Annotated in this window: 14 protein-coding genes; 11 read left to right on the top strand and 3 right to left on the bottom strand. The window is 54.9% G+C overall.

Annotated elements, in window-relative coordinates:
• Positions 1-191: 191 nt before the first annotated feature.
• Positions 192-539: an HNH nuclease YajD gene (yajD, locus tag ACQG0T_RS10385; protein ID WP_006808895.1), complete on the top strand. Its 348-nt coding sequence runs from the start codon at positions 192-194 to the stop codon at positions 537-539.
• A gap of 67 nt (positions 540-606) precedes the next feature.
• Here yajD and ACQG0T_RS10380 read toward each other — a convergent pair whose 3' ends face one another.
• Positions 607-1,053: a hypothetical protein gene (locus ACQG0T_RS10380; protein WP_017384560.1), complete on the bottom strand. Its 447-nt coding sequence runs from the start codon at positions 1,051-1,053 to the stop codon at positions 607-609.
• Positions 1,054-1,263: 210 nt separating this feature from the next.
• Here ACQG0T_RS10380 and ACQG0T_RS10375 point away from each other — a divergent pair, with 210 nt between their 5' ends.
• From ACQG0T_RS10375 to pqqF, 9 genes are all read left to right on the top strand, one after another.
• Positions 1,264-2,484: an ISL3-like element ISKox3 family transposase gene (locus ACQG0T_RS10375; RefSeq protein WP_000343760.1), complete on the top strand. Its 1,221-nt coding sequence runs from the start codon at positions 1,264-1,266 to the stop codon at positions 2,482-2,484.
• Between the two features lie 105 nt (positions 2,485-2,589).
• Entirely contained in the window at positions 2,590-3,855 is a 1,266-nt protein-coding gene (locus ACQG0T_RS10370) for a Y-family DNA polymerase (RefSeq protein ID WP_017384561.1), read from the top strand.
• Positions 3,856-3,959: 104 nt separating this feature from the next.
• The gene (locus ACQG0T_RS10365; RefSeq protein WP_023303647.1) at positions 3,960-4,979 is read left to right on the top strand and encodes a dipeptidase; all 1,020 of its coding nucleotides are present in this window, start codon (positions 3,960-3,962) and stop codon (positions 4,977-4,979) included.
• Positions 4,980-5,117: 138 nt separating this feature from the next.
• Complete coding sequence (pqqA, locus tag ACQG0T_RS10360; RefSeq protein WP_002905689.1) at positions 5,118-5,189, top strand: pyrroloquinoline quinone precursor peptide PqqA; 72 nt, start codon at positions 5,118-5,120, stop codon at positions 5,187-5,189.
• Between the two features lie 55 nt (positions 5,190-5,244).
• Positions 5,245-6,162 (top strand): pyrroloquinoline quinone biosynthesis protein PqqB, encoded by a 918-nt coding sequence (pqqB, locus tag ACQG0T_RS10355; protein ID WP_017384563.1) that lies wholly within the window; start codon positions 5,245-5,247, stop codon positions 6,160-6,162.
• Positions 6,163-6,164: 2 nt separating this feature from the next.
• Positions 6,165-6,920 carry a pyrroloquinoline-quinone synthase PqqC gene (pqqC, locus tag ACQG0T_RS10350; RefSeq protein WP_003857506.1) on the top strand — a complete coding sequence of 252 codons (756 nt, stop codon included), beginning with the start codon at positions 6,165-6,167 and terminating at the stop codon, positions 6,918-6,920.
• Between the two features lie 2 nt (positions 6,921-6,922).
• Positions 6,923-7,201: a pyrroloquinoline quinone biosynthesis peptide chaperone PqqD gene (pqqD, locus tag ACQG0T_RS10345; protein ID WP_003857508.1), complete on the top strand. Its 279-nt coding sequence runs from the start codon at positions 6,923-6,925 to the stop codon at positions 7,199-7,201.
• Entirely contained in the window at positions 7,188-8,330 is a 1,143-nt protein-coding gene (gene pqqE, locus ACQG0T_RS10340) for a pyrroloquinoline quinone biosynthesis protein PqqE (RefSeq protein ID WP_023296519.1), read from the top strand. The genes pqqD and pqqE overlap by 14 nt, the downstream gene beginning before the upstream one ends.
• A gap of 5 nt (positions 8,331-8,335) precedes the next feature.
• A complete protein-coding gene (gene pqqF, locus ACQG0T_RS10335; protein ID WP_214586194.1) occupies positions 8,336-10,612 on the top strand; it encodes a pyrroloquinoline quinone biosynthesis protein PqqF in 2,277 nt (758 codons plus the stop codon).
• 86 nt (positions 10,613-10,698) lie between these two features.
• Here the strand turns inward: pqqF and ACQG0T_RS10330 are convergent, their stop codons facing one another.
• Positions 10,699-13,128, bottom strand: coding sequence for a glucose/quinate/shikimate family membrane-bound PQQ-dependent dehydrogenase (locus ACQG0T_RS10330; RefSeq protein ID WP_045142523.1), 2,430 nt, complete (start codon positions 13,126-13,128; stop codon positions 10,699-10,701).
• A gap of 346 nt (positions 13,129-13,474) precedes the next feature.
• The gene (locus ACQG0T_RS10325; RefSeq protein WP_003857514.1) at positions 13,475-13,894 is read right to left on the bottom strand and encodes a translesion error-prone DNA polymerase V autoproteolytic subunit; all 420 of its coding nucleotides are present in this window, start codon (positions 13,892-13,894) and stop codon (positions 13,475-13,477) included.
• A 324-nt stretch (positions 13,895-14,218) separates the two neighbouring features.
• On the opposite strand from ACQG0T_RS10325, the gene ACQG0T_RS10320 reads away from it, so the two are divergent.
• The gene (locus ACQG0T_RS10320) at positions 14,219-14,419 is read left to right on the top strand and encodes a hypothetical protein (RefSeq protein ID WP_003857516.1); all 201 of its coding nucleotides are present in this window, start codon (positions 14,219-14,221) and stop codon (positions 14,417-14,419) included.
• Positions 14,420-14,421 lie beyond the last annotated feature (2 nt).

The following is a 14,421-nucleotide window of genomic DNA, read 5'->3' as shown; positions in this document are numbered from 1 at the left end:
AAAGCATTGCGTTATCCCTACTCTACGCATTAACGGATGAGAATAAATGGTGATTATTTAACGGAATGCTTCAAATAAACTGACAGAAATACGCAAATCGCACGCTGCCTTCCCGAAGAGGAGGCATTCTCCTGACATCTCATAATGGGATATAGTGTGAACTATTCTCTTTTTAACAGGTAACATCAGCAATGGCTCTGATCCCCAAAAACTACGCACGGCTGGAAAGCGGCTACCGTGAAAAAGCGCTAAAAATCTACCCCTGGGTTTGTGGACGCTGCTCGCGTGAGTTTGTTTATTCAAATCTTCGTGAACTCACGGTTCACCATATCGACCACGATCACACCAATAACCCGGAAGATGGCAGTAACTGGGAGCTGTTGTGCCTGTTTTGTCACGATCACGAACACTCAAAGTACACCGAAGCGGATCAGTATGGCACCACCGTTGTCGCGGGTGAGGATGCGCAAAAAGACGTGGGTGTCGCCACGTTTAACCCCTTTGCCGATCTCAAGGCGATGATGAACAAGAAGAAGTAATATCGACGGCTTCACTGCCCATACCTGTCGTATGGGCAGTCAGAAAGCCACATATGTTGTATTCCAGTCACAGGTTGAACAATGACACGGCTTTAATATCTGCCTCAGGGTTCACGCGTTTTACTGCCTCTAAAAACGCAGCGAAGTTTTGATTAAACACCGTCAGATTATTATAAAATTGCACCTGTTTTTCACGGGTTCCCTCAAGATAAGTCACAGACCAGATCCGCCTGTTATTTATCACTATCGAGCCTGGTTTAATTTTTATGATAGTCGCCAGCTCAATTTTACGGGTGCTGCTCTTTATAACCTCGTATAAATACTGCTCATCATAAAAGTAGGTTTTACCTGACGAGCCGCCAAACCAGACAGGATGGGTTGAGATTTTTTTCATTCCCCGGCTATCGGCAACGATGCGCGTTGGATGCCGAATACGCCTGACGAAAAAGCGTATCAGCATAATCAGTGCCACAAAAGACAGCACCACAAAAAGAACGTTAATGCTCTCCCGCATATTTCGTTACCTGACATGCATAGTTATAAGTGAAGAAGTATACCCAAATAGTCTGGTCGTGATAATTACCCTTCTACGCCCGTACGCCATGATGCCTTGTTACCCTTGATCTTTGCTATCAATATACAATACTGTATATAAATGGGTCTTCCCTTGTTGTGGTGGCTGAAGGCATGATAATGGTGTATTTAATCGCCAGAGGTCACCGCCATGGATGAAAAGTCCCTCTACGCTCATATTCTCAACCTGTCCGATCCGTGGCAGGTAAAGTCCCTTTCTCTCGATGAAAATGCCGGTTCTGTTACTGTCACTATTGAGATCGCTGAAAACACCCGGCTAGCCTGTCCGACCTGCGGTAAATCCTGTTCTGTTCACGATCACCGTCATCGTAAATGGCGCCATCTTGATACCTGCCAGTTCACCACTATTGTTGAAGCCGATGTTCCACGAATTATGTGTCCGGAGCATGGCTGCCTGACGTTGCCTGTTCCGTGGGCTGGCCCCGGAAGCCGGTATACGTTGCTATTCGAATCGTTCGTTCTCTCATGGCTGAAAATCAGCACCGTTGATGCTGTCAGGAAGCAACTTAAGCTCAGTTGGAATGCGGTTGACGGCATTATGACCCGGGCAGTTAAGCGAGGTCTTGCCCGGATAAAAAAGCCATTATCCGCCCGTCATATGAATGTGGATGAGGTCGCCTTTAAAAAAGGACATCGTTACATAACGGTGATCTCCGATCGCGATGGTCGGGCGCTGGCCTTAACGGATGATCGCGGCACAGAGAGTCTTGCCGGCTATCTTCGCACGCTCACTGATGGGCAGTTGCTGGCTATCAAAACGCTCTCAATGGACATGAACGCGGGCTATATAAGAGCAGCGCGTATCCACTTACCCAGTGCGGTTGAGAAAATCGCCTTTGACCGCTTCCATGTGGCGAAGCAACTGGGCGAGGTAGTTGATAAAACCCGTCAGAATGAACATCCGCACCTCCCTGTTGAAAGCCGACACCAGGCAAAAGGAACCCGCTTCCTGTGGCAGTACAGCGATAAGTGGATGACCGAATCCCGGCAGGAAAAGCTGATGTGGCTGCGTGCACAGATGAAGCTGACGAGCCAGTGCTGGGCGCTGAAAGAGCTGGCAAAGGATATCTGGAACAGGCCATGGAGCGAGGAAAGACGGAGTGACTGGCAGAGATGGTTGGCGCTGGCGGCTAACAGTGACGTTCCCATGATGAAAAATGCCGCGAAAACGATAGGAAAAAGGCTGTACGGGATCCTGAATGCGATGCGACACAGTGTCTCAAACGGAAATGCGGAGGCACTTAACAGCAAGATCAGGCTGCTGAGGATAAAAGCCAGGGGATACCGAAACCGGGAGCGCTTTAAACTGGGGGTGATGTTCCACTACGGAAAGCTGAATATGGCGTTCTGAGCCTTCCCACCATGATCGGGGAAGACCCATATAAATACAGTATTGATTAACGGTGATCATAATGCAGTTTTTCACCCCACCTGGCGATACCAGAGCGAGCTGACCATGTTTGCACTGTGTGATGTGAACGCTTTCTATGCTTCCTGTGAAACGGTTTTTCGCCCGGACCTGAAGGGACGACCGGTGGTCGTGTTATCCAATAACGATGGGTGCGTCATCTCTCGCTCCGCTGAAGCCAAACCCTTTGTGAAAATGGGTGAACCGTACTTCAAACAGAAAGATCTCTTCAGGCATCATGGCGTGGTTTGTTTCAGCAGTAATTATGAACTTTACGCGGATATGTCCAACCGGGTAATGAACACGCTTGAAGAGATGTCGCCTCGTAGCGAAATATACTCAATTGATGAGATCTTTTGCGATCTTACCGGCGTGCGTAATTGTCGCGATCTTTCCGACTTTGGGCATGAAATGAGAGCGACCGTACTGCAACGCACCCATCTGACCGTCGGAGTGGGCATCGCACCCACAAAGACGCTGGCGAAACTGGCAAATCACGCGGCGAAACGCTGGCAGCGCCAGACGGGAGGCGTTGTTGATTTATCCAATGTGGATCGTCAGAGAAAGCTGATGGCGGCGCTACCCGTCGAAGACGTTTGGGGTGTAGGACGTCGCATAGCGAAGAAGCTTGAGATGATGGGGATTAAGACCGTCCTGCAACTGGCAGACACCGATATCCGGTTCATAAGAAAACATTTCAATGTCGTGCTGGAGAGAACGGTGCGTGAATTACGGGGGGAACCGTGTCTTGAACTGGAAGAGTTTGCCCCGGTAAAGCAAGAAATCGTCTGTTCGCGCTCGTTTGGCGAACGCCTCACCGAATATGACGATGTACGCCAGGCCATCTGTAGTTATGCCGCCCGGGCAGCAGAAAAACTTCGCAATGAGCATCAGCATTGCCGCTTTATCTCCGTATTTGTTAAAACCTCGCCCTTCGCGCTTAACGAGCCATATTATGGCAATAGCGCGTCGGTAAAACTGCTCACCCCAACCCAGGATAGCCGGGATATTATCGGCGCATCAGTTCGTTGTCTGGATGCGGTCTGGAAGAACGGCCATCGGTACCAGAAAGCCGGAGTGATGCTGGGAGATTTTTATAGCCAGGGCGTCGCGCAACTTAATCTGTTTGACGACAACGCACCCAGGAAAAACAGCCAAAAGTTAATGGATGTATTAGACCATCTGAATGCTGAAAATGGCCGTGGCACGCTTTACTTCGCGGGACAGGGTATTCAGCAGCCGTGGCAGATGAAACGGGAAATGCTTTCACCCCGCTACACCACCCGCTTTGAGGATCTCCTCACTGTTAAGTGATATTAACAATTGCTGCTAAGTTGTAATTTTCCCCTTGCCGGACCGGACAAATCGGTTATCGTGCCAGGCAACTTTCGCAGCAATAAAAGACAGTGGGATGCGCTATGGCGATTTTTGATGGTCACAATGACCTGTTGCTTAATTTATGGCTTCACCATCGCCAGGATCCGGTAACGGCCTTCTTCTCCGGCATTGAGAACGGACACCTCGATTATCCGCGCATGCAGCAAGGCGGATTTTCCGGCGGGCTGTTCGCGCTGTTCGTGCCGCCGCAGGAGTATATCGCCCGCATGGCGCCACAATACGCCAGCGAGCCGTGGCAGCCGGTCGACATTCTCTGGCAGCAGCTGACGATCCTTAAGCAGCTTGTCGCCCACTCCGATGGCCGGGCGCGATTGTGCCTGAGCGCGGCGGATATCGAACGCTGCCGTCAGGATAAAGTGCTGGCGATGGTGGCGCATATTGAGGGCGCGGGCGGTTTTGACGGCGAGGGAGGCGATCTACAGGCTTTCTATGCCGCCGGGGTGCGCAGCATTGGGCCTTTCTGGAACATTGCTAACCGTTTTGGCACCGGCGTTAACGGGGCGTTTCCCGGCAGCCCGGACAGCGGCCCAGGGCTTACCGCTGAGGGTATCGCCCTCATTAAGCACGCTAACGCCCTGAACATGCTGATTGACGTTTCGCATATGAATGAAAAAGCGTTCTGGGATACCGCTCGTCATTCCTCTTCACCGCTGGTCGCCACCCATTCCAACGCCCATACGCTGTGCCCGCAACCGCGCAATCTGACCGATCGGCAGCTGCTGGCTATCCGCGACAGCGGCGGCGTGGCAGGCGTCAATTTCGGCAACGCGTTTCTGCGCGCCGACGGTAAACGCGATAGCGATACCCCGCTGAGTACGATTGTTCGCCATATCGACTATCTTATTAACATCATGGGTGACGATCATGTCGCGCTGGGCTCCGATTTTGACGGCATTACGTTGCCTGATGACTTACACGATGTGAGTGGTTTACCGCGGCTAATCAGCGCGTTGCGTGACAGCGGCTATGATCAATTTGTGCTGAATAAGCTGCTGTGGGGCAACTGGCAAAAGGTATTGCAAAATGTTTGGCAACAATAGGTTACGTTGTAAACATTAAGTTAATTCCTTACATCTTTCGGGTTGAGCTTTGCCCTCCTGTGACGCATTATTTGATGACCATCACAAAACTGGCACAAACAATGGCGTTAGTGCTGCATTTTTAAAGAGGAAAAAACGATGTGGAAGAAACCTGCTTTTATTGATTTACGTCTTGGCCTGGAAGTGACCCTGTACATTTCCAACCGCTAATCGCTCTGCCCGCCATCCGTGCGGGCATTTTTGTTTGACTACCTGGCCCATCTTCATGTTTATAAAAGTCCTCGGTTCCGCCGCTGGCGGTGGTTTCCCCCAGTGGAACTGTAACTGCGCCAACTGTCAGGGTTTGCGCGACGGTACCCTTCAGGCGACCCCTCGCACCCAGTCGTCGATCATCGTCAGCGATAACGGCAAAGAGTGGGTGCTGTGTAACGCCTCCCCCGATATCAGCCAGCAGATTGCCCATACGCCAGAACTGAATAAGAAAGAGGTTCTGCGCGGCACGCATATTGGCGGCATTATTCTCACCGATAGCCAGATTGACCACACCACCGGGCTGCTCAGCCTGCGCGAAGGGTGCCCGCATCAGGTATGGTGTACGCCGGAGGTGCATGAAGATCTTTCCAGCGGATTCCCGATTTTTACCATGCTCCGGCACTGGAACGGCGGCCTGATTCATCACCCGATCGCGCCGCTCACCGCCTTTAGCGTGGAAGCCTGCCCTGATTTGCAGTTTACCGCTGTCCCCATCGCCAGTAACGCACCGCCCTATTCGCCGTGGCGCGACCGCCCGCTGCCGGGGCATAACGTGGCGCTGTTTATCGAAAACCGCCGCAACGGTCAGACGCTGTTCTACGCACCGGGTCTCGGTGAACCCGATGACACCATCCTGCCGTGGCTTAAAAAAGCGGACTGTCTGCTGATTGACGGCACCGTCTGGCAGGACGATGAACTCCAGGCCACCGGCGTCGGGCGCAATACCGGCCGCGACATGGGCCATCTGGCGCTCGGCGATGAACACGGCATGATGGCGCTGCTGGCCTCGCTGCCGGCAAAGCGCAAGATTCTGATCCACATTAATAACACCAACCCGATCCTTAACGAGCAGTCGCCGCAGCGTCACGCCCTTGCGCAGCAGGGAATAGAAGTGAGCTGGGACGGGATGAACATCACGCTTCAGGACTAACTATGCACATTCGCGAAACGCTCTCGCCGCAAGAGTTTGAGCACGCCCTTCGGGCGAAAGGCGCCTACTATCATATTCACCATCCGTACCATATCGCGATGCATAACGGCGAGGCCAGCCGCGAGCAGATCCAGGGCTGGGTGGCGAACCGGTTTTACTACCAGACGACGATCCCGCTGAAAGACGCGGCAATTATGGCGAACTGCCCGGATCCGCACACGCGTCGCAAATGGGTGCAGCGGATCCTCGATCACGACGGTAGCAACGGTCATGACGGCGGTATCGAAGCCTGGCTACAGCTGGGCGAAGCCGTGGGGCTCAGCCGCGAGGACTTAATCAGCGAACGCCACGTGCTGCCCGGCGTCCGTTTCGCCGTCGACGCTTACGTTAACTTCGCCCGCCGCGCCAACTGGCAGGAGGCGGCATGCAGCTCGCTCACCGAACTGTTCGCCCCGCAAATCCATCAGTCGCGTCTCGACAGCTGGCCACAGCACTACCCGTGGATCAAAGAGGAAGGCTATTTTTATTTCCGCAGCCGCCTCAGCCAGGCCAGCCGCGACGTTGAACACGGCCTGGAGCTGGCGAAGCGTTACTGCGATAGCGCGGAAAAGCAGAATCGGATGCTGGAGATCCTTCAGTTCAAACTCGATATCCTGTGGTCGATGCTCGACGCGATGACCATGGCCTACGCGCTACAGCGTCCGCCTTATCACACGGTCACCGACAAAGCGGCCTGGCACACAACCCGACTGGTATAAGCATGCAAAAAAACTCCATCGTCGCCTTTCGTCGCGGCTATCGCCTGCAATGGGAAGCCGCTCAAGACAGCCATGTCATCCTCTATCCGGAAGGCATGGCTAAACTCAATGAGACCGCGGCCGCGATCCTCGAACTGGTCGATGGCCAACGCGACGCGGCGGCCATCATTGCCATACTCAACGAACGGTTCCCGGAAGCCGGCGGCGTGGATGACGACGTCGTAGAATTCCTGCAAATCGCTTATCAACAGAAGTGGATTATTTTCCGTGAGCCAGAATAAACCCGCCGTCAATCCACCGCTGTGGCTGCTGGCGGAGCTGACCTATCGCTGTCCGCTACAGTGTCCTTACTGCTCTAACCCGCTGGACTTTGCCCGGCAGGATCAGGAGCTGACCACCGAACAGTGGATTGAGGTTTTCCGCCAGGCGCGGGCGATGGGCAGCGTGCAGATAGGCTTTTCCGGCGGCGAACCGTTGACGCGTAAAGATCTGCCGGAGCTGATCCGCGCCGCCCGCGATCTCGGTTTTTATACCAACCTGATCACCTCGGGAATTGGCCTGACGGAAAGCAAGCTCGACGCGTTCAGCGAGGCCGGTCTGGACCATATCCAGATTAGCTTCCAGGCCAGCGATGAAGTGCTCAACGCTGCGCTGGCGGGGAATAAAAAAGCCTTCCAGCAGAAGCTGGCCATGGCCAGAGCGGTCAAAGCCCGCGATTACCCAATGGTGCTGAATTTCGTCCTGCACCGGCATAATATCGATCAGATCGATAAAATCATCGAGCTGTGCATCGAACTGGACGCCGACGACGTCGAACTTGCCACCTGCCAGTTCTACGGTTGGGCGTTCCTTAATCGTCAGGGGCTTCTGCCGACGCGGGAACAGATCGCCCGCGCGGAACGCGTGGTTGCCGAATATCGGCAAAAAATGGCCGCCAGCGGCAATCTGACCAACCTGCTGTTCGTCACCCCCGATTATTACGAAGAGCGGCCAAAAGGTTGTATGGGCGGCTGGGGGTCGATTTTCCTCAGCGTGACCCCGGAAGGCACGGCGCTGCCCTGCCACAGCGCGCGCCAGCTGCCGGTGGATTTCCCGTCGGTGCTTGAGCAGAGTCTGGAATCCATCTGGTATGACTCTTTCGGCTTCAACCGCTATCGCGGGTTTGACTGGATGCCAGAGCCGTGCCGCTCCTGCGATGAAAAGGAGAAGGACTTCGGCGGCTGCCGCTGCCAGGCCTTTATGCTCACCGGGAATGCTGATAACGCCGATCCGGTGTGCAGCAAATCGCCGCATCATCATAAAATCCTCGAGGCGCGCCGCGAAGCAGCCTGTAGTGATATGAAGATCGGTCAGCTTCAGTTCCGCAACCGTACCCGTTCTCAGCTTATCTATAAAACCCGGGAACTGTAACGATAATGACCACCCGCATCGTGGAACTGGCAGGCGGTTTGCGCGCAACGCTGGTGCATCAGCCGCAGGCGACACGCGCGGCGGCGCTGGCGCGCGTGAGTGCCGGAAGCCATCACGAACCACCGCGCTTCGCCGGTCTTGCGCATTTGCTTGAGCACCTGCTGTTCCGCGGTAGCCAGCGCTATCAGGGCGATGATCGACTCATGGCCTGGGTCCAGCGCCAGGGCGGCAGCGTCAATGCCACCACGCTGGCTCGCCACAGCGCTTTTTTCTTCGACGTTGCCGCCGATAACCTGTCCGACGGCGTCGCGCGGCTGCGGGATATGTTGCTGGCGCCGCTGCTTTCACCGCATGACATACAGCGCGAAGTGGCGGTCATTGATGCGGAAAACCGGCTCATCCAGCAACATGATTCCGCCAGGCGCGAAGCGGCGGCGCGCCACGCGATGGAAGAACCCGCGGTTTTTCGCCGTTTTCAGGTGGGTAGCAAGGAGTCTCTCGGGCAGGACCCGGTATCGCTGCAAACCGCGTTGCGCGACTTTCATCGTCGCTATTATGTGGCAGGACACCTGCAATTGTGGCTGCAAGGGCCGCAAACGCTGGATGTGCTGGCCGAGCTTGCCCATACGTTTGCGTCAGGTTTTGCGTCAGGAGGCATGCCTGAAACCGCTCCCCCGTTGCGTCTTAGCGCTGAAGCAGATTATCAGCTGGCGGTGACGGAGCGACCCGCACTGTGGCGTTGTCCGTTAATCCGAAAAAGTGACAACGTCACTTTATTTCGGGAGTTTTTACTGGACGACGCCCCCGGAAGCCTGATTGCCGGGCTACGGGCGCGCGGATTGGCAGAAGAAGTCGCCCTGAACTGGCTTTATCAGGATGACGATTACGGCTGGCTGGCGCTGACGGTTGATAGCGAACGGCCCGAGGACATTGACCCGCATATTACCCACTGGCTACGGGCGCTACAGCAAACGACGGATGAGCAGCAGCGGCATTATTATCGGCTGGCACAGCAGCGTTTCAGCGCCCTGCCGACGCTGGAGCAGCTGCGCCAGCGGGCATTTGGTTTTGCGCCCGGCGCGGCGCCCGTAGGTTTTTCCGCCTTCTGTGCTGACTTACTGGCGGCGCCAGTCTCGTATCTGGCCTGCAAAAAAATGGAAACCGCTGAAATTATTGCCAGCCAGGGTTTTGCCCTGCCGCTTAGCCATTGGCGTCGCCAGCCGGTTGCAGATGATAGCCCCATCGCGTTTTCCTTCTACCCGCAGACTGCCAGGTATGCTGCGCCAGCCCCGACGTCAGAAGCCGCTCCACTGCTGCATTTGTCGGCGCAGACACAACCGCCGACGCTGATCCTGCGCAGGCCTTTTTATTCGCGCGTGGACAGGTCACAGGGGGTGGCGATGGGCAAACAGTTACGCCCTCTTCTTGCTGAACTGCGCCATATCGACGGCAGCGGCGAGTGGCAAACGGTTGACGGTAGCTGGCAGCTCACCCTGCGGCTTCCTGACGCCATGGTGACGGCGGAACCCATCATCGGGGCGATAATCGATCGCCTCTCCCACCCCGCACCTGCTATTACGCCAGCGCCAGAAGGCATTGCCATCCGTGAGCTGCTTCAGCAATTGCCTGAACGTCTGGCATCGGACCCGCCACGGGACGGCTGGCTGGCGGCGTTAGTTGGCGGCAGCGCCGGACACGCGCACGGGTTAGCCCGGCAGCTTGGCCTGCTCCGGGTGCCGGTTAACGCTAAGCCGTTGCCGTTAAGCGGTTGTCCCGGCGGGATCGAACACATCCCGCACGCCAGCGCGGATTCGGCGCTGCTGGTGTTTATTCCCCTGCCGCCGGGCGCGTCGCTCGCCGCGCTGCGGCTGCTGGCGTTATGCTGCGAACCGCAATTTTTCCAGCGCCTGCGCGTGGAACAGCAGATTGGCTACGTGGTCAGCTGTCGTTATCAGCGTATTGCCGATCGCGATGGCCTGCTGCTGGCGTTACAGTCGCCTGACCGTTCTCCCGTGAACCTGTTGGGTTGCTGCAAACGATTTTTGCGTGAGCTGACGCCGTGCGATGAGGCAGCGTTCAGCGTGTTGCGACAGCAGCTGGCGACGCAGATCCGCTCACCGATGGATGCCAGCGCCACGGCAGTGGCCGCCCTGCGCCAGCGCTATGGTTTGCCGGTGTTAACGCCGCAGGCTATTGATGCCCTGCAACCTGACGAGATAGTCGCGCTATGGCGAGAGATGACTCGCCGTCGCCGACGCTGGCGGGTGCTTTTCACGGGCTGACCAGAACCACTGCTTTCTTCCTGTGCGTGGTTTTTAGTCAAAAAAAAGCCCCGTACTAAGACGGGGCCGGGCTGCTTATTTCGCTGTTATTTATCCAGCGCGTAGGCAATCACGTAGTCACCACGATCCGGCGACTGGCGTGCACCGCCGGCAGAGATCAGAATGTACTGTTTGCCGGTTTTCGGTGATACATAGCTGACAGGTCCGCCCTGGCTACCCACCGGGAGACGCGCTTTCCACACTTCTTCCCCCGTAGAAGAATCAAAGGCGCGCAGGTAGTAATCCTGGGTTCCCGCAATGAAGACCAGACCGCCCTGCGTGGCCAGCGTACCGCCCAGCGTCGGCATACCGACAGGCATCTGCATACGCATTTTTACCCCAAACGGACCGGTATCCTGAACGGTACCGACCGGCACCTGCCAGACGATTTTCTGCGTTTTCAGGTCAATGGCGGAGAGGGAACCAAACGGTGGTTTCTGGCACGGAATGCCCAGCGGTGACATGAAACGGTTTTTGTTGACCGAATACGGCGTTCCTTTCATCGGAACGGCGCCCATCCCGGCGTTCACGGCTTCACCGCCTGTGTTTGCCACCGCGCTCTGCGGATCTTGTTTAATCAGCTGGACCCACAGACCCAGACGCATGTCGTTGACGAAGATGTACTGGTTGTTCGGATCGGTGGACAGACTACCCCAGTTCATTCCCCCCAGCGAGCCCGGGAAGCTCAGGGAAATATCGGTTCCCGGCATCGTGTACAGACCGTCATAACGCATTGATTTGAAGCTGATACGGCAGGCCAGCTGGTCAAACGGCGTCGCCCCCCACATATCCGATTCTTTCAGGGTTTCCGCGCCAATCTGCGGCATTCCCACAGAACGCGGCTGCGTTGCCGGGTACTGTTCACGTGGAATATCCGCTGGTTTTACCGGAACCTCTTTCACTTCAGTGAGCGGTTTACCCGTCAGGCGATCAAGAACATAAATTTGCCCCGCTTTGGTGCCCACCACCACCGCGGGCTTGTTGCCCTCTTTCGTCGGGAAATCAACCAGGCTCGGCTGCATCGGGATATCGAAATCCCAGAGGTCGTTATGCACGGTCTGGTATACCCACTTCTCTTTCCCGGTAGTCGCATCCAGCGCGAGGATTGAGGTGGCGTATTTGTGATCTTCCGGAATACGGTCAGCGCCCCACAGGTCGACAGAGGAACTTCCCATCGGGATAAACACGGTATTCATCGACGCATCCCAGGACATAGGGGCCCAGGAGTTTGCAGAGCTACGTTTGTAGTGTTCGCCCGGCTTCAGAACATAGTTCGGATCCGGATTACGCGGGTCGAACGCCCAGCGCAGCTGGCCGGTGATCACGTCATAACCACGTATAACGCCTCCCGGCATATCGGTGCTGACGTTATCCGCAACGCGGCCGCCAACGACAACCGTCGTACCCGCCAGCGTCGGGGCCGACGTCAGCACGTAGGTGGGATCTGACGCGTCGCCCATCCCTTCATGCAGGTTAACGCTGCCGTTAGTGCCGAAGTCCGGGCAGAACTTGCCGTTATCGGCGTCTAACGCGATCAGCTTACCGTCGATGGTATTCATCAGGATACGGCGCTGGCATGCAGCGCCCGGTGCGACCTGCGCTGGCAGAACCGGCGTGGAGCCAGCTACCGTTGGCTGCGCCAGCGGTTTGGTGGCATCGAAGTACGCCAGACCACGACAGCGCATCCAGATTGCAGACTTGGCGTTGATTTCCGCTTTCCAGATCTCTTTCCCGCTATCGGCATCCACGGCGATCACGTTGTTATGCGGCGTACAGAGGAAGACACGATCGCCAACCTGTAGCGGCGTTTGCTGATCTTCTGCGCCATTGCCGTCCGGACTTTCCGGTACGTCACCGGTATGGTAGGTCCAGACCGGTTTCAGGTTTTTCACGTTGTCACGGGTTATCTGGTCCAGCGCCACAAAGCGACTACCGCCAGCCGTATTACCGTAGTGATCCCAGTTCTGCTGTTTCGCATCATCTTTTACCGGCACCAGCGGGCGTTTTTCACCGCTAAACGGCACGGTCGGATGGGGTTGAAACATCTGAACAAAGGTGACGCCCATGGCGATAATAAGGACCGCGCAGACCCCCACGGCCCCTTTTGCGCAGGACGGTTTTCCTTCACGTTTACGCAATGCAGGCCAGGTGGCGGCTGCCAGCACCATCAGCCCGGCGGGTACCATTAAACGGGAAACCAGCGGCCAGAAGTCGAGCCCGGCATCGAAAAATGCCCAAATCAGGGTGCCAAGAAACACCAGGGCAAACAGCCCCACGGCAGAGGACTTGCGGCGGAAGAACTGAATCGCAGAGAGCAGAGTGATAACCCCGGCGATGAGAAAATACCAACTCCCCCCCAGGGAAACCAGTTTAAAACCGCCGATGGCAAAAAAGAGCCCCGTTACAAGAAGTATCACACCCACCAGCAGGCACCACGGGCCTAACCAGCCGGATGGGCGGGGATTATTGTCTGACATAAAAATGAATCTCCTGATTACTTTATAACAGCAGGGTTTTATTGACTGCCACGATGCTAAAACCCTGCCTAACATCAATTGTTCGTGTGCGAATCATAAATTAAAATTATAATGTAGACAAAATGTATTCTGTCGGAAGAAAAGAAAACTCACTAAAGTGCAGGAACATAACAAAATAAAAAAATGGGATATCACTCTGTAATTCGCCAATACCAGAATATTTGACCAGTCAGTTCCGGCTTATGCGATGAATATCAGGTTTGCCGACAAGACAGCCCCGATAACGTAAGATTTTTGCATGATGAGAATTAACTTATTGCCTATTAATTAAGCTTCACAAACACGATCAGCTCGCGGATTTCACGATATACGTCACTACACCAAAGATATCGAGCGTATCGTCGCTGCCGACAATAATCGGTGAATAGGCGCTGTTCATGGGGTTGAGTTGAATATTGGGACGCAACTGGAGGCGCTTCACGGTAAATTCGCCCTCTACCGCCGCAATCACGATATCGCCATGCTCAGGCTTGCGGGAACTGTCCACCACCAGCAAATCACCGTTATTGATCCCCCCTTCTATCATCGAGTCACCGGCGGCTTTGACAAAGTAAGTGGAGCTGGGATGGGCGACTAATAACTCGTTTAAATCGATACGCCGCTCTACATAATCCGCTGCCGGGCTGGGGAAGCCGCACTGTACTAAGTCGCTGAAAAGTGGAATAGCAACGATTTCACGCAACTCTGCGGGTCTGAAAAAGATCATGATAAATACCTCATACTGTTTTTATATACAGTAGTTTTAACTGAGGTATCGATCAAGCCATGTCAGCGTAAGCGGCTGGCTACGCCTTAACCGCTTCGCTTATAGCCCCCTATAGCAATGAAGATTATTTGCTTTGTAAATTTTTACGTATGGGCAAGCTTAACGCGTCATAAAACATAACTATTAAATCACTTACCAATGACTTCTAAATACACAAAACACAACTTAGCTTCACTGCACAATCACTATCCATTGACTTTCTATTTAGACTGGCGCATATTTTACAGCACAAATTAACAAGACAATTTTTGGAGGACGTTTTCTATGCCCGCCCGTGATTATCCCGATAAGCGTGTTGCTCGCGGTGTCGCAAAGGAGGCCGAACTCAGGATGTTAAGCGCGCGCATCGATCCTGCGCTGATGGAGTACATCCGCATTACTGCGTATGAAACACGGAAAAGTAAGCAGGAAATCGTGGCGGAAGCATTAGCGCTTCACCGCCAAAGAAGTCAGATTGGATCATAAAC

The sequence above is a fragment of the Enterobacter cloacae complex sp. 302F9 genome, assembly GCF_050030335.1.
Lineage (GTDB): Bacteria > Pseudomonadota > Gammaproteobacteria > Enterobacterales > Enterobacteriaceae > Enterobacter > Enterobacter hormaechei_C.
Note: the sequence above shows the minus strand (reverse complement) of the source record. Positions and strands in the feature narration are given on the sequence as shown.

What these genes read in the sequence shown, in the direction of transcription:
- pqqF (WP_214586194.1), top strand. Translation starts at nt 8,336, where the DNA reads ATGACCACCCGCATCGTGGAACTGGCAGGCGGTTTGCGCGCAACGCTG.
- ACQG0T_RS10375 (WP_000343760.1), top strand. Translation starts at nt 1,264, where the DNA reads ATGGATGAAAAGTCCCTCTACGCTCATATTCTCAACCTGTCCGATCCG.
- ACQG0T_RS10380 (WP_017384560.1), bottom strand. Translation starts at nt 1,053, where the DNA reads ATGCGGGAGAGCATTAACGTTCTTTTTGTGGTGCTGTCTTTTGTGGCA.
- pqqD (WP_003857508.1), top strand. Translation starts at nt 6,923, where the DNA reads ATGCAAAAAAACTCCATCGTCGCCTTTCGTCGCGGCTATCGCCTGCAA.
- ACQG0T_RS10365 (WP_023303647.1), top strand. Translation starts at nt 3,960, where the DNA reads ATGGCGATTTTTGATGGTCACAATGACCTGTTGCTTAATTTATGGCTT.
- pqqC (WP_003857506.1), top strand. Translation starts at nt 6,165, where the DNA reads ATGCACATTCGCGAAACGCTCTCGCCGCAAGAGTTTGAGCACGCCCTT.
- ACQG0T_RS10370 (WP_017384561.1), top strand. Translation starts at nt 2,590, where the DNA reads ATGTTTGCACTGTGTGATGTGAACGCTTTCTATGCTTCCTGTGAAACG.
- yajD (WP_006808895.1), top strand. Translation starts at nt 192, where the DNA reads ATGGCTCTGATCCCCAAAAACTACGCACGGCTGGAAAGCGGCTACCGT.
- pqqB (WP_017384563.1), top strand. Translation starts at nt 5,245, where the DNA reads ATGTTTATAAAAGTCCTCGGTTCCGCCGCTGGCGGTGGTTTCCCCCAG.
- ACQG0T_RS10325 (WP_003857514.1), bottom strand. Translation starts at nt 13,894, where the DNA reads ATGATCTTTTTCAGACCCGCAGAGTTGCGTGAAATCGTTGCTATTCCA.
- ACQG0T_RS10330 (WP_045142523.1), bottom strand. Translation starts at nt 13,128, where the DNA reads ATGTCAGACAATAATCCCCGCCCATCCGGCTGGTTAGGCCCGTGGTGC.
- ACQG0T_RS10320 (WP_003857516.1), top strand. Translation starts at nt 14,219, where the DNA reads ATGCCCGCCCGTGATTATCCCGATAAGCGTGTTGCTCGCGGTGTCGCA.